This window comes from Macrococcus sp. 19Msa1099 (assembly GCA_019357535.2).
Lineage (GTDB): Bacteria > Bacillota > Bacilli > Staphylococcales > Staphylococcaceae > Macrococcoides > Macrococcoides psychrotolerans.
Genome location: CP079955.1, coordinates 2080756 through 2101682, shown reverse-complemented (window position 1 = coordinate 2101682; position 20927 = coordinate 2080756). Strand labels below are relative to the sequence as shown.

The following is a 20927-nucleotide window of genomic DNA, read 5'->3' as shown; positions in this document are numbered from 1 at the left end:
TCTAATCAAAATTCTTTTTTAGTTATACACATAATATCTAATTGTGTATAATATTAATAACAAGTTCAAAATTAATTATCCACAAGTTACACACAAATTGTGGATAATTAATCAGGAACAACTTTATCCACAGAAAATATAATCAAATCTTATCAAAAAAAAGTAATAATATCAATATGTTTAAATGGTTATCCACAAAATTATACTTAATCACATACGTTATAAAAATGAGCTGTGGAATTTAGGAAAAACCAGTGGATAACTTTAAAAGGCTAAAAAAAGGCTATTAGTTATCCACAAAACCATTAAAAATATATGTGGATAAGTGGATAAGCATAATAAAAATTAAAAGTTGCTTAACATATAGAAATTTGGTATACTCCAATAGTTACTATAAATCACTAGGCGAAATTCTAATAAGAATCGATAGATGAAATTTCATTTAATGGAGGTGTTTTTAAGTGGTAAAACGTACTTATCAACCAAATAAACGTAAACATAGTAAGGTTCATGGATTCCGTGCACGTATGAGCACGAAAAACGGACGTAACGTATTAGCGCGTCGTCGTCGTAAAGGCAGAAAAGTATTATCAGCATAAGATCACTGAACATTCAGTGGTCTTTTTTTTGTTTAAATAGGATATAAATTTTAGTATAATAAATAAGAATATGTAATGATGATGAGATGGTGTATAAAATGGAGAAAGCGTATCGTATTAAGAAGAATGAAGATTTTCAGAAAATCTATAAAAATGGTAAGTCTGTAGCGAATCGCCAGTTTATTATATATCGTCAGAAAAATAGTGAAAATGAGCATTTCAGACTCGGTATTTCAGTTTCTAAGAAAATTGGTAATGCTGTCACTCGAAATAGAATAAAGCGTGCGATAAGAGAAAGTTTTACGAAACATAAAGAAGATATTATTAAAGATGATTTTATTGTAATCGCCAGGCAACCTTCTAAAGAAATGACAACGAATGAGATCAATAAAAGTTTGGAACACGTAATGAAGATTGCCAAAGGTTTTAACAAAAGAATCACTTAAAGACGGAGGAAATCTATTGTTAGAACAAACCTTTATTGATGTTACTGTAGAAGATGCAATTAAAAAAGGGCTAGATATCATGAATGTTTCTGAAAGTCAGGTGAAGATTGAAGTATTGAATCCTGGAAAGAAAGGGATATTCGGGATTGGTAAACAAAATGCAAAGGTTAAGCTCATTATAATTGATCCGGAAGTAAAACGCGAAAAAACGAGTATACCTATCAAAGAGCAATCTTCAGATAAGAATATAGATGACACGCCTAAAGTTACAATGCCTGAAAAGAATATTGAGATAAAGTCAAATAGAAATCAACAATCTCTGGAGTCGGTTAAAGAGTATGTATTGCAAGTTATTGCTGCTATGGGATATGAAGCTTCTATGGAAATTATCTATAAGAATAAGGATGAAGTTATTATGAATATTTCATCAGCAGAAGCATCTCGAATAATTGGTAGACGTGGTCAAGTTCTGAATAGCTTGCAAGTCCTTGCACAAAACTATTTCAATCATCTTGAAAAGGGATTCGTCACAATTACGTTAGATATCGAAAATTATCGAGAAAAGCGAAGAGAAACGTTGCAGAATCTAGCTTTAAATATGTCAAAAAAAGCCATAGCGACGGGTGAACCAATTAAATTTGAACCAATGCCGAACTATGAGCGTAAAATTATGCACCAAATCCTTGGAAAGATAGAGAACATTGAAACATATTCAGAAGGTAGAGAGCCTCATCGTTACCTTGTCATTCGTTCAAGATAATATTTACTTGATTAACTCTAAAAACGATTGTTTTTAGAGTTAATCTGTTTATGCGATGCAAAGTGATTTATTATTCGTAAGATTAAGCTTAAAATTTAAAAGAATCAAAGGAGGGAATTTTATGGAATTGGATACTATTGCAAGTATTTCAACACCCATGGGTGAAGGTGCGATTGCGATTGTCCGCCTATCAGGTAGTGATGCCGTATCGATTGCGGATAAATTATATAAAGGCAAGTATCAATTAAATGACGTTGCATCACATACGATTAATTACGGGCACATTATAGACCCAGCGTCGAAAGAAGTTGTCGAAGAAGTGATGGTCGCAGTGATGCGAGCGCCAAGAACATATACGCGTGAGGATATCGTGGAAATTAATTGTCATGGCGGAATTATGACGGTTAATCGTGTGCTTGAACTTGCACTTACGAATGGAGCAAAACTTGCTGAACCAGGTGAATTTACAAAACGTGCTTTCTTAAACGGAAGAATTGATTTATCTCAAGCCGAAGCCACGATGGATTTTATTCGTTCTAAAACAGATCGAGCAAGTCGTGTTGCAATGCAGCAGATTGAAGGACGTTTAAGTGTGCTGATTAAAGGTTTAAGACAATCTATCCTTGAAATATTAGCTCAAGTAGAAGTGAATATTGACTATCCTGAATATGATGATGTTGAAGAAGCTACCAATACATTTTTAATGGAAGAAGCGCGTAAGATTGAAGGAAGTATTACGAATCTTTTACAAACAGCTAATCAAGGTAAAATTTTAAGAGAAGGATTATCTACAGTAATTGTTGGTAAACCGAATGTCGGAAAAAGTTCGATGCTGAACAACTTAATTCAAGATAATAAAGCGATCGTTACAGAAATTGCAGGAACGACTCGTGACGTGCTGGAAGAGTATGTGAACGTGCGTGGCGTGCCATTAAGACTTGTAGACACGGCGGGTATCCGTGAAACAGAGGATATCGTTGAAAAAATCGGTGTAGAACGAAGTAGAGAAGCGCTTAAGAAAGCAGATTTAATATTGTACGTATTAAATAATAATGAAATTTTAACAGAAGAAGATTATAAGTTAGCAGAAATAATAAAAAATGAAGATGTAATCGTGATTATTAATAAGACCGATTTAGAAAATAAATTAGATTTAGAAGAAGTTAAAACGATGGTAGGGAATGCACCAATAGTTAAGACTTCAATGCTATCACAACAAGGAATTGAAGAACTCGAAGAACAGATTCGTACATTATTCTTTGCTGGAGAAGTGTCAAATCAAGATATGACATATGTATCAAATGCAAGACATATCAGTCTACTTAAAAGTGCAAAAACTTCGATTGGTGATGCGATATCTGCAGCAGAATTAGGTGTGCCAATTGATATGATTCAAATCGACCTGATAAAAACATGGGAATTACTCGGTGAGGTTATTGGTGAGTCTGTCGACGATGGGCTTATTGATCAACTCTTTAGCCAGTTCTGTCTCGGAAAATAAGGAGGAAAAATTTTGGAACAAAAATATGATGTAATTGTTGTTGGTGCTGGACATGCAGGTGTAGAAGCAGGACTTGCAAGTGCGAGAAAAGGTGCAAAAACACTGATGCTGACAATAAATCTGGATTCTGTCGCGTTTATGCCTTGTAATCCATCAGTTGGTGGACCGGCGAAAGGTATCGTTGTACGTGAAATTGATGCTTTAGGCGGACAGATGGCTAAAACAATCGATAAGACGCATATTCAAATGCGTATGCTCAATACTGGGAAAGGTCCAGCAGTTCGTGCGTTACGTGCTCAAGCAGATAAAGTTTTGTATCAGCAAGAAATGAAATCTGTTATAGAAGCTCAAGACAACCTGGACATTATGCAAGGCATGGTGGAGCGTTTAATTATTGAGGATGGAAAAGTACTTGGTGTGGAAACGGTTATAGGGACTACGTATTTAGCGGATGCTGTCGTCTTAACGACAGGAACATTTTTACGTGGAGAAATCATTCTTGGAAATATTAAATATTCTTCAGGTCCCAACCATCAGATGCCTTCTATAAAGTTAGCTGACCATCTTCGCGAGATTGGGTTTGATATCGTTAGATTCAAAACAGGTACACCACCGCGTGTAAACAGTGATTCTATTGACTATAGCAAAACTGAAATTCAACCAGGTGATGATCTGCCACGTGCATTTAGTTATGAAACAACAGAGTTTATCATGGATCAATTACCATGCTGGCTAACCTATACAAACGGCGAAACACATCAAGTTATCGATGATAATCTGCATCTATCAGCAATGTACTCGGGTATGATTAAAGGAACAGGACCAAGATATTGTCCTTCAATTGAAGATAAGTTTGTCAGATTTAATGACAAACCAAGACATCAAATCTTCTTAGAACCAGAAGGAAGACATACTAAAGAAGTATATGTGCAGGGACTTTCTACAAGTTTGCCAGAGCATGTGCAATTGCAAATGTTAAAAACGATACCTGGTTTAGAAAAAGCAGACATGATGCGTGCAGGATACGCTATTGAGTATGATGCAATTGTACCAACGCAACTTTGGCCGACACTAGAGACGAAGAAAATTGAAGGACTTTATACTGCAGGTCAGATAAATGGGACAAGTGGTTATGAAGAGGCGGCAGGACAAGGACTTATGGCAGGTATTAATGCTGCAGCGAAGGTTCTAGGACATGATGAATTAATATTAGGTCGTCATGAAGCATATATTGGTGTACTCATAGATGATCTTGTAACAAAAGGGACGAATGAACCTTATCGTTTACTGACAAGTCGCGCCGAGCATCGTCTATTACTGCGTCATGACAATGCAGATTTAAGACTTACAGAAATAGGCTATAACGCAGGACTTATTGATGAGCTTCGATATAATAGATTCAATAATAAAAAAGCTGCTATTTCCGAGGAAATAAATCGTTTATCTCAAATCAGAATTAAGCCGAATGAAAAAACTCAAAGTATGATTGAATCGCGTGGAGGAACACCATTAAAAGATGGCATACTTGCGATTGATTTATTAAGAAGACCTGAAATGGATTATGCTTCAGTCGTTGCTTTAATCGAAGAACAAGGAATGATTGATGAATCTGTACAAGAACAAGTAGAAATTCAGACGAAGTATGAAGGATATATTCAAAAATCATTACAGCAAGTAGAAAAAGTAAAACGTATGGAAAATAAAAAAATTCCTGAGAATATTGATTATGATGATATTCACAGTCTGGCAACTGAAGCACGTGAAAAGTTAAAGGAAGTGAAACCATTAAGTATTGCACAGGCATCACGTATTTCTGGCGTAAATCCAGCAGATATCTCAATTTTATTAATTTATATTGAACAAGGGAAAATAAAAAGGGTGAATTAGATGAATGAGATGAAATTTTTACAACATTTAAAAGAAAAAGGCTTCGAACTCACAGATGAACAACAAAAACAATTTGCAATTTACTATGAAACTTTAGTAGAGTGGAATGAGAAAATTAATTTAACAGCTGTAACAGAAAAAGAAGAGGTATATTTGAAACATTTCTTTGATTCTATTACACCGAGTTTCTATTTTGATTTCAATAAAGTAAAATCTATTTGTGATGTTGGTGCTGGTGCAGGATTTCCTAGTATCCCATTAAAGATATTATATCCACATTTAGAACTTACAATCGTTGATTCCCTAAATAAAAGAATCAACTTCCTTAATCATTTAAGCACAGAACTTAATTTGACAAACTGCCATTTTGTACATGATCGAGCAGAAACATTTGGTAAAGGCGAGTACAGAGAACACTTTGATGTAGTTACAGCAAGAGCGGTTGCGAGATTATCTGTATTAAGTGAACTCTGTTTACCACTTGTGAAAAAAGGTGGTCATTTTATTGCGCTTAAAGGTGCACAAGGAGAAATAGAGGTTGAAGAAGGATTGTTTGCGATATCTATATTAGGTGGAGCGGTGGTTGAAAATCACCGATTGACGCTACCTGAAGAAGATAGTATGCGTTATATATTAGATATTGAGAAAAAAAGACAAACCCCTAAGAAGTATCCGCGTAAACCAGGGACACCAAACAAGGAACCATTACTAAAATAAGTATTTGAATTGAAAGTGAGTCGATTGTTATGAAAAAACCTTTTTCAAAATTATTTGGGCTGAAAGAAAAGGAAGAAGATGTAGAAGTAGCGCGCCAAAATGGTAATGTTGTAAAAGTTTCTGTCGAACGCATCGTACCGAATCGTTATCAACCACGACAAATCTTTGATGAAGAAAAAATTAAAGAGTTGGCTGAATCTATTCGTTCATATGGATTACTTCAACCTATCGTCGTTCGTCCAATCGAAGAAGAAATGTATGAGATTATTGCTGGAGAAAGACGTTTCAGAGCACTTAAGATGAATAATACAGCTGAAACAGAAGTCATTGTTAAGCAGATGAATGATAAAGAAACTGCTGCAATTGCATTAATTGAAAATATTCAAAGAGAAAATTTATCAGCTGTAGAAGAAGCAGAAGCTTATAAAAAATTGCTGGATCTAGATGGAATTACACAGAATGATCTTGCAACGAGCCTAGGAAAAAGTCAGTCATTTATTGCTAATAAGCTCAGATTACTTAGGTTATCCCAACCGATACTGGATGCATTAAGTAAGCATCAAATTACAGAAAGACATGCCAGAAGCTTGCTTGCTTTAGATGAAGCGGGTCAGTCGCAGATGTTGAATATTATAAAAAGTCAGAACTTAAATGTAAAACAGACAGAAGAACGTGTGAAACGTATGCTTGCTGGAGAAGAAGTGAAACCTAAGAGAATTGGTTTTACTCGTGATATAAAGCTCGCTTTTAATACAATTGGAGAAAGTTTGAAGGCTGTAGAAAAAAGTGGGGTTAAAGTAAAGCGAAAAGATACGGAATATGAAAACTTCTATGAAATTTCGATAAAAGTATTTAAAACAGATAAATAGAATCATCGTCCCTGCAGAGAGAGTGCAGGGATTTTTTATTGAGGACTTTATGGTCTACACTTTTATTGTTTGTGCAATATAGAGCTAAAATTGATATAATCGATATTATATGAAATGACGATTAGGAGAGAGTATTCATGACAAAAATTTTGGCGATTGCCAATCAAAAAGGTGGCGTGGGTAAGACAACTACGTCAGTAAATTTAAGTGCGGCACTTAGCGAACTTGGTAAGAAAGTACTACTGATTGATACAGATCCTCAAGGAAATGCAACAAGTGGTGTAGGGATTGATAAGAATAATGTGACGAATTCAGTTTATGATATGCTTGTAGAAGATACCGATATTAATAAGTGTGTGTTGAAAACAGCACAGGAAAATCTTTATATTATTCCGGCAAATATCGCCCTGGCGGGTGCAGAGATTGAACTTGTGTCAGCTATGAGTAGAGAAGTTCGACTTAAATATGCTTTTAAAGAGCTAAATGAGGAGTTTGATTATATTATTATTGATTGTCCACCATCTCTCGGACTACTTACAATCAATTCCTTTACCGCAGCAAGTGGTATTATTATCCCTGTACAGTGCGAGTATTATGCACTTGAAGGCTTGAGTCAGTTGCTGAATACAATCAAGCTTGTACAACGACATCTTAATCAGTCGCTTGTAATTGAAGGTGTATTACTTACAATGTACGATGCACGTACAAATTTAGGTAATGATGTTATCGCAGAAGTGAAAGCACATTTCGAAGATAAAGTATATGAAACAATTATTCCAAGAAATGTACGTTTATCTGAAGCCCCTTCTCACGGACAGCCGATTAATGTATATGATGCGCGTTCTATGGGAGCTAAGACATATAAAAGCTTAGCTGAGGAGGTAATTAGTAATGGCTAGAGGTTTAGGAAAAGGTCTTGGTAGAGGGCTGGATGCATTATTTCAAGAAAATCGTCAGGATGAAATTGTTGAAGAGCTGAATGTTGCAGAATTGCGTGCAAATCCATATCAGCCAAGAATAGAGTTTGATGAAGCAGCGTTAGAAGAATTAAGTGAGTCGATTAAACTTCATGGAGTACTGCAGCCGATTGTTGTACGAAAATCAGTTAAAGGTTATGACATAGTGGTTGGTGAACGTCGCTTTAGAGCGAGTAAGCTAGCAGGTAAAAATAAAATTCCTGCGATCGTTAAAACACTTACAGACCAACAGATGATGGAGCTCGCAATTATTGAGAATTTGCAACGTGAAGATCTTAATCCATTAGAAGAAGCAAAAAGTTATGAGTCACTAATGAAACATTTGAATTTAACACAAGCAGAAACAGCAGATAGACTTGGGAAATCTCGCTCTTACATTGCGAACTTATTGAGATTATTAAATTTACCACAAGAAGTAAAGAAAATGATTAATCACAAAGAAATTTCAGGAGGCCATGGACGTACTTTACTAGGGCTAAAAAATGAAGAAGATATAATTAAAGTGGCACACAAAGTTGTTCGAGAGGCGATGAGTGTACGCGCTTTAGAAGACCTCATTAAAATGATGAACCAAGAAGAAGTAGAGACACATAGTGAAGAAGTTAAAGTAAAGCAAAAGCCAAAGTTTCTTGTGAAACATGAAGAATCTTTGAAGCAGAATCTAGGGACTAAAGTAGAAATTTCTAAATCACGCAAAAAAGGAAAGATTTCAATTGAATTCACTTCTGAAGAGGAGTTTAATCGTTTGATTCATTTGCTTGAAAATGTAGGTGAATAGATGGATAAATTAGTATACTTTTTTAAGCGATTAATTAAGCCTTATACGGATCCTGAATTTTGGGCTGGAGTAGGTGCAAATATTTTCTGGGCATTAGTATTGCTCGTTTTTGGATTGTTCCTAATTAAATTTATTCACAAGATGATCGAACAATTTTTTTATGTCCGCCGAAGAACAAATTTATCTCATTCTGAAAAAAGAGATACGACGCTCATCAAATTACTTCAAAATATAGCTTCTTATGCAACATGGTTTATCATTATCACTACTATCTTGAGTAACTTTGGGGTCAAAGTTGAAAGTATTATTGCTGGGGCAGGGGTGGCTGGTATTGCAATTGGTTTTGGCGCACAAACTTTAGTAAAAGATATTATCACGGGTTTCTTTATTATCTTTGAGAATCAGTTTGACGTAGGTGACTACGTTAAAATCAATACAACAGGAACAACTGTAGCGGAAGGTACGGTACAGTCAATTGGATTACGTTCAACAAGAATTCGATCATTTACAGGAGAGCTTACGATACTGCCGAACGGTACAATGAATGAAATCGTCAATTTTTCTGTTAATAATTCACTTGCAGTATTTGATATTACAGTTTCAAGTGAAGAAAACCTAGAAGATGTTGAGGCGTTGATTAAACCCTATCTGGAAACTTTGATGGATAAGTATGATGATTTGATTAAATCTCCAGAAATACTAGGCGTTGAGGCAGTGTCAGCCGGGGAAGCTAAGATTAAAATTGCAGCAGAAACGTTACCAAATCATCATGTAAAAGTTTCACGTATGTTAAGACGTGATTTGAAAGACTATCTGGATAGTAACGGAGTAAAAGTACCAATGCCTCGAATGATTATGTATAATCAACCAGATAAAAAGGGTGGATAGTATGGATAAAACGTATGATTTAAATGATATAGTTGAGATGAAAAAACCCCATGCATGTGGTGAGAAACATTTTAAAATTATTCGTTTAGGCGCAGATATTAGAATCAAATGTACAGGTTGTGACCGTAGTATTATGCTGCCTAGACAAGAGTTCAATAAAAAAATAAAAAAAATAACGCATCATGCGTAAGTAAGAGGAGATAATATTATGGCATTAACAGCAGGAATCGTTGGTTTACCGAATGTAGGAAAATCAACTTTATTTAACGCAATTACGAAAGCAGGAGCGCTAGCTGCAAACTATCCGTTTGCGACAATTGATCCGAATGTAGGAATTGTAGAAGTTCCAGATCACCGTTTGAATAAATTAACTGAACTTGTAGAACCTAAGAAAACTGTTCCGACAGCATTTGAGTTTACGGATATTGCAGGCATCGTAAAAGGGGCATCTAAAGGAGAAGGATTAGGTAATAAGTTCTTATCACATATTCGTGAAGTAGATGCAATTTGTCAGGTTGTACGTGCTTTTGAAGATGAGAATATTACTCATGTTTCTGGTAAGGTAAACCCCGTAGATGATATTGAAGTTATCAATATGGAACTTGTTCTTGCAGACTTAGAGTCTGTAGAGAAACGCTATGCGCGCGTTCAAAAGATGGCGAAACAAAAAGATAAAGATGCGATGGCAGAAGAAGCGGTTCTTGCGATTGTCAAAGAAACTTTAGAAGCTGAAAAGCCAGTACGCAGCATCGAGTTTTCTCCGGAGCAGGCAAAGCTTGTTAAAAATATGCACTTACTTACTGCAAAACCAATGCTTTATGTTGCAAATGTTTCAGAGGATGATTTAATCAGCGGTGAAGAAAACGAACATTTAAAAGCGATCAAAGCATATGCTGAAGCTGAAGGTTCAGAAGTGATTGTTATTAGTGCGAAGATTGAAGAAGAGCTTGCAACACTAGAAGATGAAGATAAAGAAGAATACCTCGCTGATCTTGGTATTGAGGAAGCGGGATTAGACAAACTTATCCGTGCATCTTATCACTTATTAGGACTGGCTACGTACTTCACTGCAGGTGTTCAAGAAGTTCGTGCATGGACATTCAAAAAAGGTATGACAGCACCACAATGTGCAGGCATTATTCATACGGACTTTGAACGTGGTTTCATTCGTGCTGAAACAGTCAGCTATGATGACCTGATTGAATACAATGGCATGAGCGGAGCTAAAGAAGCAGGTAAAGTACGTTTAGAAGGTAAAGAGTATATTATGCAGGATGGAGACGTTGTACATTTCAGATTTAATGTTTAAATTTTACAAGCTGAGGTGAAGGGATGAAACCATTAAAGCGTATTATATACTGCATTAGACTGATTGATAATGATGGTAATGAGCAACCCATATATGATGTAAGTTATCACTATCTTATACAAGTTATAGGAGCAGATGAATGTGTAACGCTTGATGATTCTATTTATGAAAACGTTGCTTATCATCCTAGTACATTACGGTATTTAGATGTTTATACGACGGATATGATATATCCAGATGACTATGATTATGGACAGTATCTATATTTAGCTCAAAAAGATAATATACAGCTTTTTTACTCTAAGCAAATAAGGACTTTTAAGCTAAGTAATATTTGTTAAACATATATTACTTAGTTTTTTATTTATATTTGATGAAATAAGTAAACTATGCTATAATTCTCTATTGTGAGTAATGAAAATTATTCCTTGCTTTATAAAATTATAAAGCCGCATAGACCATAAGGAGGTGTAAATGATGAGAAATTACGAAATTATGTATGTCGTACGTCCAAACATTGAAGAAGATGCTAAGAAAGCTTTAATCGAGCGTTTCGAAGAAATTCTTACTTCAAACGGAGCGGAAATCATCGAATCAAAGGATTGGGGTAAACGTCGTTTAGCTTATGAAATCAACGATTTTAAAGAAGGTTTCTACCGAATCGTTCGCGTTAAGTCTACTGACGAAGCTACTAATGAATTTGATCGTTTAGCTAAAATCAACGATGACATTATCCGTCATATCGTTGTTCGCGAAGAAGAAAAATAATAAGATTATGTGGGGGCGATTTATTTGCTTAACCGAGTTGTATTAGTTGGTCGTTTAACTAAAGATCCAGAATACAGAGTCACAACATCAGGTGTGTCAGTCGCTACATTTACTTTAGCAGTAAATAGAACATTTACTAATGCACAAGGAGAACGTCAGGCTGATTTTATCAACTGTGTCGTATTCCGTAAGCAAGCTGAAAATGTTAATAATTTCTTGCATAAAGGTAGTTTAGCTGGGGTTGATGGCAGATTGCAATCACGTAGTTATGATAATCAAGAAGGACGTAAAGTATACGTTACTGAGGTCGTTTGTGATTCAGTTCAATTCCTTGAACCGAAGAACACTAACCAATCACGTACGAACAGTCCGTCAGATGACTATTCTAGCTATGACCAAGGAAGTTACGGTCAGACACAAGGCCAGAATCAAAACTATCAGTCATCAAATAATCAACAACCAAATACATCAGCACCATCAAATAACCCATTTGCCAATGCAGCAGGGCCAATTGATATCAGTGATGATGATTTACCATTTTAATTACTAATCTATAAGTAAGGGAGGCAACAATCATGGCAGGTGGACCAAGAAGAGGCGGTCGTCGTCGTAAAAAAGTTTGTTATTTCACAGCAAACGGTATTACACACATTGACTATAAAGAAGTAGATATGCTTAAAAAATTCATCTCTGAACGTGGTAAAATTTTACCACGTCGTGTAACAGGTACTTCAGCTAAATACCAACGTATGTTAACTGTAGCTATCAAACGTGCACGTCATATGGCTTTATTACCATATGTTAAAGACGAAGCATAAGCTTAATATATAAAGGAGAGACAGTAAATGTCTCTCCTCTTTTTTTATATTTCTTTTCATGTATCCTATCTTCAAAATCTTAAAATTACACCTTCTTGAATTATAACATTGGTTATACAGCAATTATATTTCAAATTTCTTGGGTTTAACTTAAATGAAGAATTAGGTTAGGAGCAAAAAATTAATACATATTTAACTTATAAGAATATCATGTATATGCTAGGTTAGTACATTTGTTCAATCAAATCTTCTACAATAGTAGAGTCAATATTATTACATAATAGATACTTAGTTCGATACATATGTTCGATGGCTAATTGTAGACTTGAATGGTTTATTATATTCTTTACAAATAAATTCATTGGAACAGGTGCATCATTATGAAGGCCGGGTTGGTGATAGTTAATATCATATAAGTAGAACCCAAATTTCTCATAGAAAGATGCTAACGGACTATTTCCTGATGTATCTTGCTCACACTCAAGCATAATAGTATTTAATGTAGTACCATTTTGTTCACATAGCGCTGTCATAATGATTTCCGCTTCATTCATTAGTGCACGTGCAACATTTTTACCTCGAGACTCTTCACTTACGACTAAGTATACGATATATCCAATGTTGTACATTACTTCAAGATGAAATGAAGTAAATCCTAATAGCGTGTCATTTTCATAGGCAGCAATAAAATGATAACGCTCAAAATCCTGATGTTTAAGATCGAAGCTATTATAGAATACATCGATTGGTTCACAAATTGATTCTGGAAACTCTTTTGTATAAAGTGCCATACATTCGTTGAAATAGTGATCGGCTGAATTTAAAGCTATTATTTTCATAATCAGGCTCCTGTTCATGTATATATTAGTATTGTAACATGACTAAATGTTAAATACATGGACATAAAAAAAGAAGCCTCTAAGGCTTCTTTAATTTATATTATAAACGACGATCTGTTAAATCATCGTTATTATGGTCACGGTCTTTTAAATGTGCGTTAGAATCGTCGATATCAACTTCTTCTTTACGTACGTTTTCAGATACATGCTCAGTTTCAGTTACACGGTTTTTCTTGATTACTAACTCTTCAGAAACTACATTGTCTTTTTCGATGTTAACGCGTTCTTCAGTTAATGGTACACGGATTGTTTCATCTTCTAAATTGTTATCGAAGTGATCATCTGCTACTGCACGGTCTTTCACATCGCGACGCTCAATTGTTACTTCATCATGTGATACTGGTACATCGAATTCTTGACGTTCTTCGACAACGTTTTTATCGATTGTAACTTCACCTGATTGAACTGTATCTTTGTTTACACGTAAACGTTCTTCGTGTAACTGGATTTTCTCATCTTCGCCTAGATCATCACGGTTACGGATATCTTCGTCCACTAAGTTTAAACGTTCCTCACGGCTTAATTTATTATATTCTTCATTGTTAAAGTTATTCATATCTACTACTTCCTCTCTGTTTTTTAAATTGTTATCACGGTGTTTACCTGAATAATCTGCATCTGATTCAGCATTTGTACTTGCTGCAAAATCTAAGCCAGTGTGATCATCTTCCTTGTTATAATCTGGAGTAGCTTTAGCATTTAAAGTACTGCCTTCTTGTCTTTCAGTGCTATGATGATAAGCATCATTATCTACATAAAGTAAGATTTGACCGCTTTCGATAGCGTTTTCGTATTCAACCTTCTCAGAATCAGTTAAATCTAATTTGTCGTATACGCGACTTTGTGGGTCTTCACCAGTAAAGAATGCAGCCACTTTGTCACCGAATGTACCTTCTGCATTTCTATATTGAACGTCAGTGTAATCCAATGCTGAACCTTCTAATTTATGTTTAGAAATAACATGAATATCACGTTCAGAAATGCCTTCAGCTTTTAATTGATCGATTCTACGTAATAATGTTTCTTCGTTTGAAAATGTTTCTAACTGTCTTTGTCTCATTATTCGTACCTCCAATGTGGTTTATGTACTTTCATGATGTCTTTGTTTTATTGTTATGCTAAATATATACCCAAGCGTTAATAATCTAAACACAAAGCATTAAAAATTCATAAAAAACACTTGACATACAAACTGCATTTATATGGAAGAAACTCTATGAAAACATTATAAATTTGTATAAATTATTTTGAAAAAATTGAGTAATTTTTACATGTTACATCAGCTTTTTTATGTGTTTGATGAAAATAGCGGTTTCAATTTTCTGACTTATTATTAAATATAAAAATAATATTGCTAAAAGTTAATGATTTTGTTATTATCAAGACCATTAATATTAATTGCATACAAATTATACTCATATAAATTAAAGGATATGGCTTTAGAGTTTCTACCGCATCGCCGTAAATGATGCGACTATGAGTAATTAAATAAAGAGTTTTTTTATTTATTACTCATCTAAATGATTTAGATGAGTTTTTTTGTATAGTATGGGAGGCTGAGAAGTGGAAAAGTTACAACAACGTGTAAAAGAAGATGGTGTTGTTATTGATGGTGGTATTTTGAAAGTGGATTCGTTTCTGAATCATCAAATCGACCCTGAATTAATGTATGAAGTTGGTGAAACGATATACAATAAGTATAAAGACGAAGGGGTTACTAAAGTTTTAACAATTGAAGCTTCTGGAATTGCACCAGCTATAATGGCTGCATTAAAGTTTAAAGTACCTTGTCTTTTTGCGAAAAAATCTGTACCGAGCACACTAACTGAAGAAGTGTATCATACGGATATTCATTCTTATACGAAAAACAAGACGAGTCACGTTGTCGTGTCAAAACGATTCTTAAACGAAAATGACCGAGTAGTTATCATTGATGACTTTTTAGCGAATGGTGAGGCAGCACTTGGTCTATATAATCTCGTACAACAAGCCGGAGCTACGTGTGTTGGTGTTGGAATTGTAGTCGAGAAAAGTTTTCAGTCAGGTAAACAGCGTCTGCTTGATGCAGGTTTAGATGTAACGAGTTTATGTGAAATTGCTGCGCTTGATAATGGCAAAGTAACATTAGTAGGAGAGGGCGAACTTTAATGAAAAATTTATTGTTAAGTTTGCAACATCTTCTTGCAATGTATGCCGGAGCAATTATTGTTCCGATTATCGTCGGACATGCGTTAGGTTTTAGTGCACAAGAAACGGCATATTTAGTTTCTGTCGATATCTTTATGTGTGGTGTTGCGACATTCCTTCAAGTATATAAAGGTATCGGAATTGGATTACCAGTAGTACTTGGATGTACCTTTACGGCCGTAACCCCAATGATTATGGTAGGTTCAAAACACGGTATCGATGTACTTTACGGGTCGCTCTTTGCTTCTGGTATTATTATCGTTCTTATTTCACCGTTCTTTTCATATCTTGTAAAAATATTTCCACCAGTAGTGACAGGTAGCGTCGTAACGATTATTGGGATTACGTTAATGCCAGTAGCGATGAATAATTTGGCAGGAGGTCAAGGAAACAAAGATTATGGTGCACCGATAAATATTCTATTAGGTCTCATCACATTGATTATCATATTGGTTATTCATAGGTTATCTTCCGGATTTATACGTTCAATTGCGATATTGCTGGGTTTAGTCATCGGTACAATAATTGCTTCATTCTTTGGATTAGTAAATATAGGTGCAGTGCATGAATCAAACTGGTTTGAATTACCGAAACCATTCAGATTTGCAGGATTTAAGTTTGAAATAGGTTCTATCCTATTGTTTGTTATTGTAGGAATCGTCAGCTTAATCGAATCAACAGGTGTATATTCTGCGCTAAGTGAGATTACAAAAACAAAAATAGATAGAAAAGATATATCTAAAGGTTACCGTGCTGAAGGGATTGCAATTGTATTAGGATCAATCTTCAATGCATTTCCATATACAGCATACTCACAAAATGTAGGGTTGGTTTCATTATCAGGTGTGAAATCAAATAAAGTTATGTATGGCATGGTCGCTTTGTTATTGCTATGTGGATCGATTCCTAAGCTTGGTGCAATTGCGACAATCATCCCTACATCTGTACTTGGAGGCGCAATGATTGCAATGTTTGGTATGGTCATGGCATACGGTGTAAAAATGCTTGGCGCCATTGATTTTACAAGACAAGATAATCTCTTGATTATTGCAGTATCTGTAGGTATTGGATTAGGAATTACAACCGTTCCAGAAGCGTTTAGCAAGTTCGGTAGCGACTATGAATGGCTGACACAAAATGGGATTGTTATTGGTACTTTTACTGCCATTATCCTTAATTTATTTTTTAATGGATTAAATGATAAACAAATGCGTCAAAATATGAAATAATAGAACTACTAAATTTATAAAAATATTTGGAGGTAAAAGTGATTATGTGGGAAAATAAATTTCAAAAAGAAGGTTTAACATTTGACGATGTGTTATTAGTGCCAGGTCATTCAGAGGTATTACCGCATACTGTCGATTTAAGTGTATCATTATCAGAACGATTAAATTTAAAGATTCCAGTATTGTCAGCGGGTATGGATACTGTTACAGAAGCTAAAATGGCTATAGCTATGGCACGCCAAGGTGGTTTAGGTGTTATTCATAAAAGTATGAGTATTGAGCAGCAGGCTGACGAAGTTCAAAAAGTTAAGCGTTCAGAAAATGGGGTTATTACTAATCCATTCTATCTGACACCTGATGAGCAAGTATTTGCAGCTGAACATTTAATGGGCAAATATCGTATTTCTGGTGTGCCAATTGTAAACAGTGCAGAAAATATGGAGCTTGTAGGGATTCTCACAAACCGCGATCTTCGTTTCATAGAAGATTATTCAATTAAAATTTCAGATGTTATGACAAGTGAAGCACTCGTAACAGCACCAGTAGGTACTACATTAGAGCAAGCAGAAGAAATATTACAACGTCACAAAATTGAAAAATTACCAATTGTGAATGAATCTGGACAGCTAAAAGGGCTTATCACAATTAAAGATATCGAGAAAGTCATTGAATTCCCTAATGCTGCAAAAGATGAGCAAGGACGTTTATTAGTAGCAGCAGCAGTAGGTATTGCAAAAGACACGATTACACGTGCCACAAAACTTGTTGAAGCAGGAACTGACGCATTAGTTATCGATACAGCACACGGTCATTCTAAAGGTGTATTAGAAATGGTATCAGAACTTAAGAAACATTTTCCTGAAGTGACATTAATTGCTGGTAATGTAGCAACAGCTGAAGGTACACGTGCATTAATTGAAGCAGGTGCGGACGTTGTTAAAGTGGGAATTGGACCAGGTTCAATTTGTACGACACGTGTTGTAGCAGGTGTCGGTGTACCTCAAATTACTGCAATTTACGAGGCAGCGACAGAAGCTAAAAAGCATGGTAAAGCAATCATTGCAGATGGTGGTATTAAATTCTCAGGTGACATCGCAAAAGCGTTAGCTGCAGGGGGGCATGCAGTAATGCTAGGTTCATTGCTTGCAGGTACAACTGAATCACCTGGAGATACAGAAATCTTCCAAGGACGTCAGTACAAAGTATACCGTGGCATGGGTTCACTTGGAGCTATGGAGAAAGGTTCAAAAGACCGTTACTTCCAAGAAGATAAAGACGCTAAGAAATTTGTTCCAGAAGGTATTGAAGGTCGTATTGCTTACAAAGGCGCATTGCAAGATACAGTGTATCAGCTAATGGGTGGTTTAAGAAGCGGTATGGGTTATACAGGTTCTAAAGACTTAGAAGCATTACGTGAAGAAGCAATGTTTATTCGTATGACAGGTGCAGGTTTAATAGAAAGCCATCCACATGATGTTCAAATTACAAAAGAATCGCCAAACTATTCAATGTAAGAATATCTTCTAACGGCAAATTACATTATAATAAATTTAACTTAACTAAAAGGAGAACAAACTATGGAAATGGCATTTGAACAAGAGCTCATACTCGTTCTTGATTTTGGAAGTCAGTATAACCAGTTGATCACGCGACGTATTCGTGAGATGGGTGTTTATTCAGAACTTCACGATCATGAAATTTCAATTGAAGAGATTAAAAAGATGAATCCTAAAGGAATCATTCTTTCAGGGGGGCCAAATTCAGTTTATGAAGAAGGTTCGTTTACGGTAGATCCTGAAATCTTTAATTTAGGTGTACCTGTAATGGGGATTTGCTATGGTATGCAGTTAATGACGAAATTACTAGGAGGTTCAGTAGAGCGTGCAAATGAACGTGAGTACGGTAAAGCAGTCATTAAAGCAGAGACACATTCATTATTTACAAAACTTCCAGAAGAACAAACAGTATGGATGAGTCACAGCGATAAAGTCATCAACCTACCTGAAGGTTTTAATGTCATTGCACATTCACCAAGCTGTAAATATGCAGCGATTGAGAATCCTGAACGTAATTTATATGGAGTTCAATTCCATCCTGAAGTACGTCATTCTGAATACGGAAATGATTTATTACGTAACTTCATCCGTGAAATCTGTAAGTGTACAGGCGAATGGACAATGGAAAACTTCATCGAAATCGAAATCGAGAAGATTCGCGAAAAAGTTGGAGATAGAAAAGTTATCTGTGCGATGAGTGGTGGCGTAGATTCATCAGTTGTCGCAGTATTAATCCATAAAGCAATCGGCGATCAGTTAACATGTATCTTCGTTGACCATGGTTTACTCCGCAAAGGTGAAGGCGATATGGTGATGAAACAGTTCGGTGAAGGATTTAACATGAATATTATTCGCGTTGATGCGAAAGAACGTTTCATGAGCAAATTAGCAGGGGTATCTGATCCTGAGAAGAAACGTAAGATTATCGGTAATGAGTTCGTATACTTATTCGATGAAGAAGCAACGAAATTAAAAGATGCTGATTTCTTAGCACAAGGAACTCTTTATACAGATATTATTGAATCAGGTACAAAGACTGCACAAACGATTAAATCACACCATAACGTTGGTGGACTACCAGAAGATATGCAGTTTGAATTAATCGAGCCTGTGAATACATTATTCAAAGATGAAGTACGTGCGTTAGGAATTGAATTAGGCATTCCTGAACACTTAGTATGGCGTCAGCCGTTCCCAGGTCCTGGACTTGGTATCCGTGTATTAGGTGAGATTACCGAGGAAAAATTAGAAATTGTCCGTGAATCTGATGCGATTTTAAGAGAAGTCATTGCTGAAGAAGGTCTTGAACGCGACATCTGGCAGTATTTCACTGTATTACCGGATATCCGTTCGGTCGGTGTTATGGGTGACTACAGAACATACGACTATACAGTAGGTGTACGTGCCGTAACAAGTATCGATGGTATGACAAGTGACTTCGCTAGAATCGACTGGGAAGTATTGCAGAAAGTATCAAGCCGTATCGTAAACGAAGTAGACCACGTTAACCGCGTTGTCTATGACATTACATCTAAGCCACCAAGCACGATTGAGTGGGAATAGAAGTATAAAAACAATAAACCCTTTAACCGCAATGGTTAGAGGGTTGTTTTTGTGTTTGGAAAATAGAAAAAAGGGCAGAAAAAGGGCAAAGTGTGAGAAAGACACTTTATGGTTATAGCTTAAATCTTTAATTTTTTTAATTTTATATCTTGAAGGCCACACTTAGAAGTAATCATCCTATAACTTTCATCTGTAAAATCTAATCTATGTTCATCAAGTATATTCTCAACTTGATTAATAAGATCATCATAGTCTTTTTTACATAAATAAAAACGCAAAACAAAAAGAAGTGAAAACATATCGCCTTTAGAAAGTTCGTCATTTGTTACATTTATATTCGCTTCTCTATTATAAGCATTTATGTATTTTGAAATAATGGGAGGCCCAATTTGTAAATCATATAATCTTTCCTCATGGGCACAAACATTTCTAAATGTTTTAATAAAGTTGATAAAAGTCCTCAGGTCTTTTGTAGATAAAGATAGATGATGTCTTCTTTCTCTAACGTAACGATCAGCGAAAATCTCTGCTATATCCTTAGATAAACCATCATCCAAAGATTTATAAAAGTGATAAACATTACCTATAGTTAAGTAGTTTACTAGTACCCACAAAGGTACTTCTTGATGATATTTTAAGTAATGTTCTATGGAATTCATTTTGTTATCTGAAAAGGCTTCTTTCTTTATATTTTTCTTAATGATCCCACTTAAAGTAGCAATTGTAGAAACCTTATCTATAATTTTATCATCAGCAGTTGAGTAGTTTTGAATATCTAAATAAGAGTTGGATTCTGGGAACTTCTCGCTAAATTTATAAGAAATAGCTGTTTTAAGATGTGTTTCTATAAGTAATAAGTACTCTAGTATTAATGATCTAAATCTTCTATCCATAGTATATAAGGAATAGATTTCTTCAAAAGTTTTATCATCTTCAAATTGTTCAGGAATAATATTTAGATATTGAGAGTCTTTCTTTAAAAAAGGGTCTTTATAGCCATTTATTACATTATAGTAATTTTCTTTTTCAAGTATTCTCATTACCTTAGAGCCTTGACTTCTTTTATCGATTGAAAGACCCCTATCTCTTAATATAGTTATTTGCTGTCTATGAGTTTTAAATGGTTTCATCATTATACCCCTTTAAAAGTAAAATGGCTCAATATCCTCCTAAGAA

Annotated in this window: 23 protein-coding genes and 1 riboswitch; of the genes, 20 read left to right on the top strand and 3 right to left on the bottom strand. The window is 35.2% G+C overall.

The features are described 5' to 3' along the window. Window positions 1–461: 461 nt before the first annotated feature. The 16 genes from rpmH (at window position 462) to rpsR (ending at window position 12317) form a co-directional block, all read left to right on the top strand. Window positions 462–599 (top strand): 50S ribosomal protein L34, encoded by a 138-nt coding sequence (gene rpmH / locus KYI10_11260; GenBank protein QYA32875.1) that lies wholly within the window; start codon window positions 462–464, stop codon window positions 597–599. A 98-nt stretch (window positions 600–697) separates the two neighbouring features. After that, window positions 698–1045: a ribonuclease P protein component gene (rnpA, locus tag KYI10_11255; protein ID QYA32874.1), complete on the top strand. Its 348-nt coding sequence runs from the start codon at window positions 698–700 to the stop codon at window positions 1043–1045. Between the two features lie 16 nt (window positions 1046–1061). Continuing rightward, window positions 1062–1805 carry an RNA-binding cell elongation regulator Jag/EloR gene (gene jag / locus KYI10_11250; protein QYA33977.2) on the top strand — a complete coding sequence of 248 codons (744 nt, stop codon included), beginning with the start codon at window positions 1062–1064 and terminating at the stop codon, window positions 1803–1805. A 121-nt stretch (window positions 1806–1926) separates the two neighbouring features. Further along, window positions 1927–3306 (top strand): tRNA uridine-5-carboxymethylaminomethyl(34) synthesis GTPase MnmE, encoded by a 1380-nt coding sequence (mnmE, locus tag KYI10_11245; protein ID QYA32873.1) that lies wholly within the window; start codon window positions 1927–1929, stop codon window positions 3304–3306. Between the two features lie 12 nt (window positions 3307–3318). Further along, window positions 3319–5193 carry a tRNA uridine-5-carboxymethylaminomethyl(34) synthesis enzyme MnmG gene (gene mnmG, locus KYI10_11240; protein QYA32872.1) on the top strand — a complete coding sequence of 625 codons (1875 nt, stop codon included), beginning with the start codon at window positions 3319–3321 and terminating at the stop codon, window positions 5191–5193. After that, window positions 5194–5910, top strand: a complete 717-nt coding sequence (gene rsmG, locus KYI10_11235) for a 16S rRNA (guanine(527)-N(7))-methyltransferase RsmG (GenBank protein QYA32871.1) — start codon at window positions 5194–5196, stop codon at window positions 5908–5910. It begins immediately after the preceding gene. Between the two features lie 29 nt (window positions 5911–5939). After that, on the top strand, window positions 5940–6779 hold the full coding sequence (gene noc, locus KYI10_11230) for a nucleoid occlusion protein (GenBank protein QYA32870.1): 840 nt from the start codon (window positions 5940–5942) through the stop codon (window positions 6777–6779). 137 nt (window positions 6780–6916) lie between these two features. After that, entirely contained in the window at window positions 6917–7678 is a 762-nt protein-coding gene (locus KYI10_11225; GenBank protein ID QYA32869.1) for an AAA family ATPase, read from the top strand. Continuing rightward, a complete protein-coding gene (locus KYI10_11220) occupies window positions 7671–8534 on the top strand; it encodes a ParB/RepB/Spo0J family partition protein (protein ID QYA32868.1) in 864 nt (287 codons plus the stop codon). The genes KYI10_11225 and KYI10_11220 overlap by 8 nt, the downstream gene beginning before the upstream one ends. After that, window positions 8535–9422 carry a mechanosensitive ion channel family protein gene (locus KYI10_11215; GenBank protein ID QYA32867.1) on the top strand — a complete coding sequence of 296 codons (888 nt, stop codon included), beginning with the start codon at window positions 8535–8537 and terminating at the stop codon, window positions 9420–9422. Window position 9423: 1 nt separating this feature from the next. Then, window positions 9424–9612 carry a DUF951 domain-containing protein gene (locus tag KYI10_11210; protein ID QYA32866.1) on the top strand — a complete coding sequence of 63 codons (189 nt, stop codon included), beginning with the start codon at window positions 9424–9426 and terminating at the stop codon, window positions 9610–9612. Between the two features lie 18 nt (window positions 9613–9630). Continuing rightward, complete coding sequence (gene ychF, locus KYI10_11205; GenBank protein ID QYA32865.1) at window positions 9631–10731, top strand: redox-regulated ATPase YchF; 1101 nt, start codon at window positions 9631–9633, stop codon at window positions 10729–10731. 23 nt (window positions 10732–10754) lie between these two features. Next, window positions 10755–11072, top strand: coding sequence for a hypothetical protein (locus KYI10_11200; protein ID QYA32864.1), 318 nt, complete (start codon window positions 10755–10757; stop codon window positions 11070–11072). A gap of 136 nt (window positions 11073–11208) precedes the next feature. Next, window positions 11209–11499, top strand: coding sequence for a 30S ribosomal protein S6 (gene rpsF / locus KYI10_11195; GenBank protein QYA33976.1), 291 nt, complete (start codon window positions 11209–11211; stop codon window positions 11497–11499). Window positions 11500–11523: 24 nt separating this feature from the next. Further along, complete coding sequence (gene ssb, locus KYI10_11190) at window positions 11524–12042, top strand: single-stranded DNA-binding protein (GenBank protein ID QYA32863.1); 519 nt, start codon at window positions 11524–11526, stop codon at window positions 12040–12042. A 32-nt stretch (window positions 12043–12074) separates the two neighbouring features. Then, complete coding sequence (gene rpsR / locus KYI10_11185) at window positions 12075–12317, top strand: 30S ribosomal protein S18 (GenBank protein QYA32862.1); 243 nt, start codon at window positions 12075–12077, stop codon at window positions 12315–12317. A gap of 224 nt (window positions 12318–12541) precedes the next feature. Here rpsR and KYI10_11180 read toward each other — a convergent pair whose 3' ends face one another. After that, window positions 12542–13156 (bottom strand): GNAT family N-acetyltransferase, encoded by a 615-nt coding sequence (locus KYI10_11180; protein ID QYA32861.1) that lies wholly within the window; start codon window positions 13154–13156, stop codon window positions 12542–12544. Window positions 13157–13256: 100 nt separating this feature from the next. After that, complete coding sequence (locus KYI10_11175) at window positions 13257–14276, bottom strand: DUF2382 domain-containing protein (protein QYA32860.1); 1020 nt, start codon at window positions 14274–14276, stop codon at window positions 13257–13259. A gap of 335 nt (window positions 14277–14611) precedes the next feature. Next, window positions 14612–14713: riboswitch (purine riboswitch) on the top strand. 66 nt (window positions 14714–14779) lie between these two features. On the opposite strand from KYI10_11175, the gene xpt reads away from it, so the two are divergent. The 4 genes from xpt (at window position 14780) to guaA (ending at window position 19751) form a co-directional block, all read left to right on the top strand. Beyond that, on the top strand, window positions 14780–15364 hold the full coding sequence (gene xpt / locus KYI10_11170; GenBank protein QYA32859.1) for a xanthine phosphoribosyltransferase: 585 nt from the start codon (window positions 14780–14782) through the stop codon (window positions 15362–15364). Beyond that, window positions 15364–16632: a nucleobase:cation symporter-2 family protein gene (locus KYI10_11165; GenBank protein ID QYA32858.1), complete on the top strand. Its 1269-nt coding sequence runs from the start codon at window positions 15364–15366 to the stop codon at window positions 16630–16632. Before xpt ends, KYI10_11165 begins: the two co-directional genes overlap by 1 nt. Window positions 16633–16676: 44 nt before the next feature. Beyond that, window positions 16677–18146: an IMP dehydrogenase gene (gene guaB, locus KYI10_11160; GenBank protein QYA33975.1), complete on the top strand. Its 1470-nt coding sequence runs from the start codon at window positions 16677–16679 to the stop codon at window positions 18144–18146. A 63-nt stretch (window positions 18147–18209) separates the two neighbouring features. Then, entirely contained in the window at window positions 18210–19751 is a 1542-nt protein-coding gene (guaA, locus tag KYI10_11155) for a glutamine-hydrolyzing GMP synthase (protein ID QYA32857.1), read from the top strand. A gap of 119 nt (window positions 19752–19870) precedes the next feature. Here guaA and KYI10_11150 read toward each other — a convergent pair whose 3' ends face one another. Next, window positions 19871–20881 carry an Abi family protein gene (locus tag KYI10_11150; GenBank protein QYA32856.1) on the bottom strand — a complete coding sequence of 337 codons (1011 nt, stop codon included), beginning with the start codon at window positions 20879–20881 and terminating at the stop codon, window positions 19871–19873. Between the last annotated feature and the right edge of the window lie 46 nt (window positions 20882–20927).

Excerpts from the sequence above, each read along its gene's own strand:
- rnpA (QYA32874.1), top strand. The coding sequence starts at position 698 with ATGGAGAAAGCGTATCGTATTAAGAAGAATGAAGATTTTCAGAAAATC.
- mnmE (QYA32873.1), top strand. The coding sequence starts at position 1,927 with ATGGAATTGGATACTATTGCAAGTATTTCAACACCCATGGGTGAAGGT.
- rsmG (QYA32871.1), top strand. The coding sequence starts at position 5,194 with ATGAATGAGATGAAATTTTTACAACATTTAAAAGAAAAAGGCTTCGAA.
- noc (QYA32870.1), top strand. The coding sequence starts at position 5,940 with ATGAAAAAACCTTTTTCAAAATTATTTGGGCTGAAAGAAAAGGAAGAA.
- KYI10_11225 (QYA32869.1), top strand. The coding sequence starts at position 6,917 with ATGACAAAAATTTTGGCGATTGCCAATCAAAAAGGTGGCGTGGGTAAG.
- KYI10_11220 (QYA32868.1), top strand. The coding sequence starts at position 7,671 with ATGGCTAGAGGTTTAGGAAAAGGTCTTGGTAGAGGGCTGGATGCATTA.
- KYI10_11215 (QYA32867.1), top strand. The coding sequence starts at position 8,535 with ATGGATAAATTAGTATACTTTTTTAAGCGATTAATTAAGCCTTATACG.
- KYI10_11210 (QYA32866.1), top strand. The coding sequence starts at position 9,424 with ATGGATAAAACGTATGATTTAAATGATATAGTTGAGATGAAAAAACCC.
- ychF (QYA32865.1), top strand. The coding sequence starts at position 9,631 with ATGGCATTAACAGCAGGAATCGTTGGTTTACCGAATGTAGGAAAATCA.
- KYI10_11200 (QYA32864.1), top strand. The coding sequence starts at position 10,755 with ATGAAACCATTAAAGCGTATTATATACTGCATTAGACTGATTGATAAT.
- rpsF (QYA33976.1), top strand. The coding sequence starts at position 11,209 with ATGAGAAATTACGAAATTATGTATGTCGTACGTCCAAACATTGAAGAA.
- rpsR (QYA32862.1), top strand. The coding sequence starts at position 12,075 with ATGGCAGGTGGACCAAGAAGAGGCGGTCGTCGTCGTAAAAAAGTTTGT.
- KYI10_11180 (QYA32861.1), bottom strand. The coding sequence starts at position 13,156 with ATGAAAATAATAGCTTTAAATTCAGCCGATCACTATTTCAACGAATGT.
- KYI10_11175 (QYA32860.1), bottom strand. The coding sequence starts at position 14,276 with ATGAGACAAAGACAGTTAGAAACATTTTCAAACGAAGAAACATTATTA.
- KYI10_11165 (QYA32858.1), top strand. The coding sequence starts at position 15,364 with ATGAAAAATTTATTGTTAAGTTTGCAACATCTTCTTGCAATGTATGCC.
- guaB (QYA33975.1), top strand. The coding sequence starts at position 16,677 with ATGTGGGAAAATAAATTTCAAAAAGAAGGTTTAACATTTGACGATGTG.
- guaA (QYA32857.1), top strand. The coding sequence starts at position 18,210 with ATGGAAATGGCATTTGAACAAGAGCTCATACTCGTTCTTGATTTTGGA.
- KYI10_11150 (QYA32856.1), bottom strand. The coding sequence starts at position 20,881 with ATGAAACCATTTAAAACTCATAGACAGCAAATAACTATATTAAGAGAT.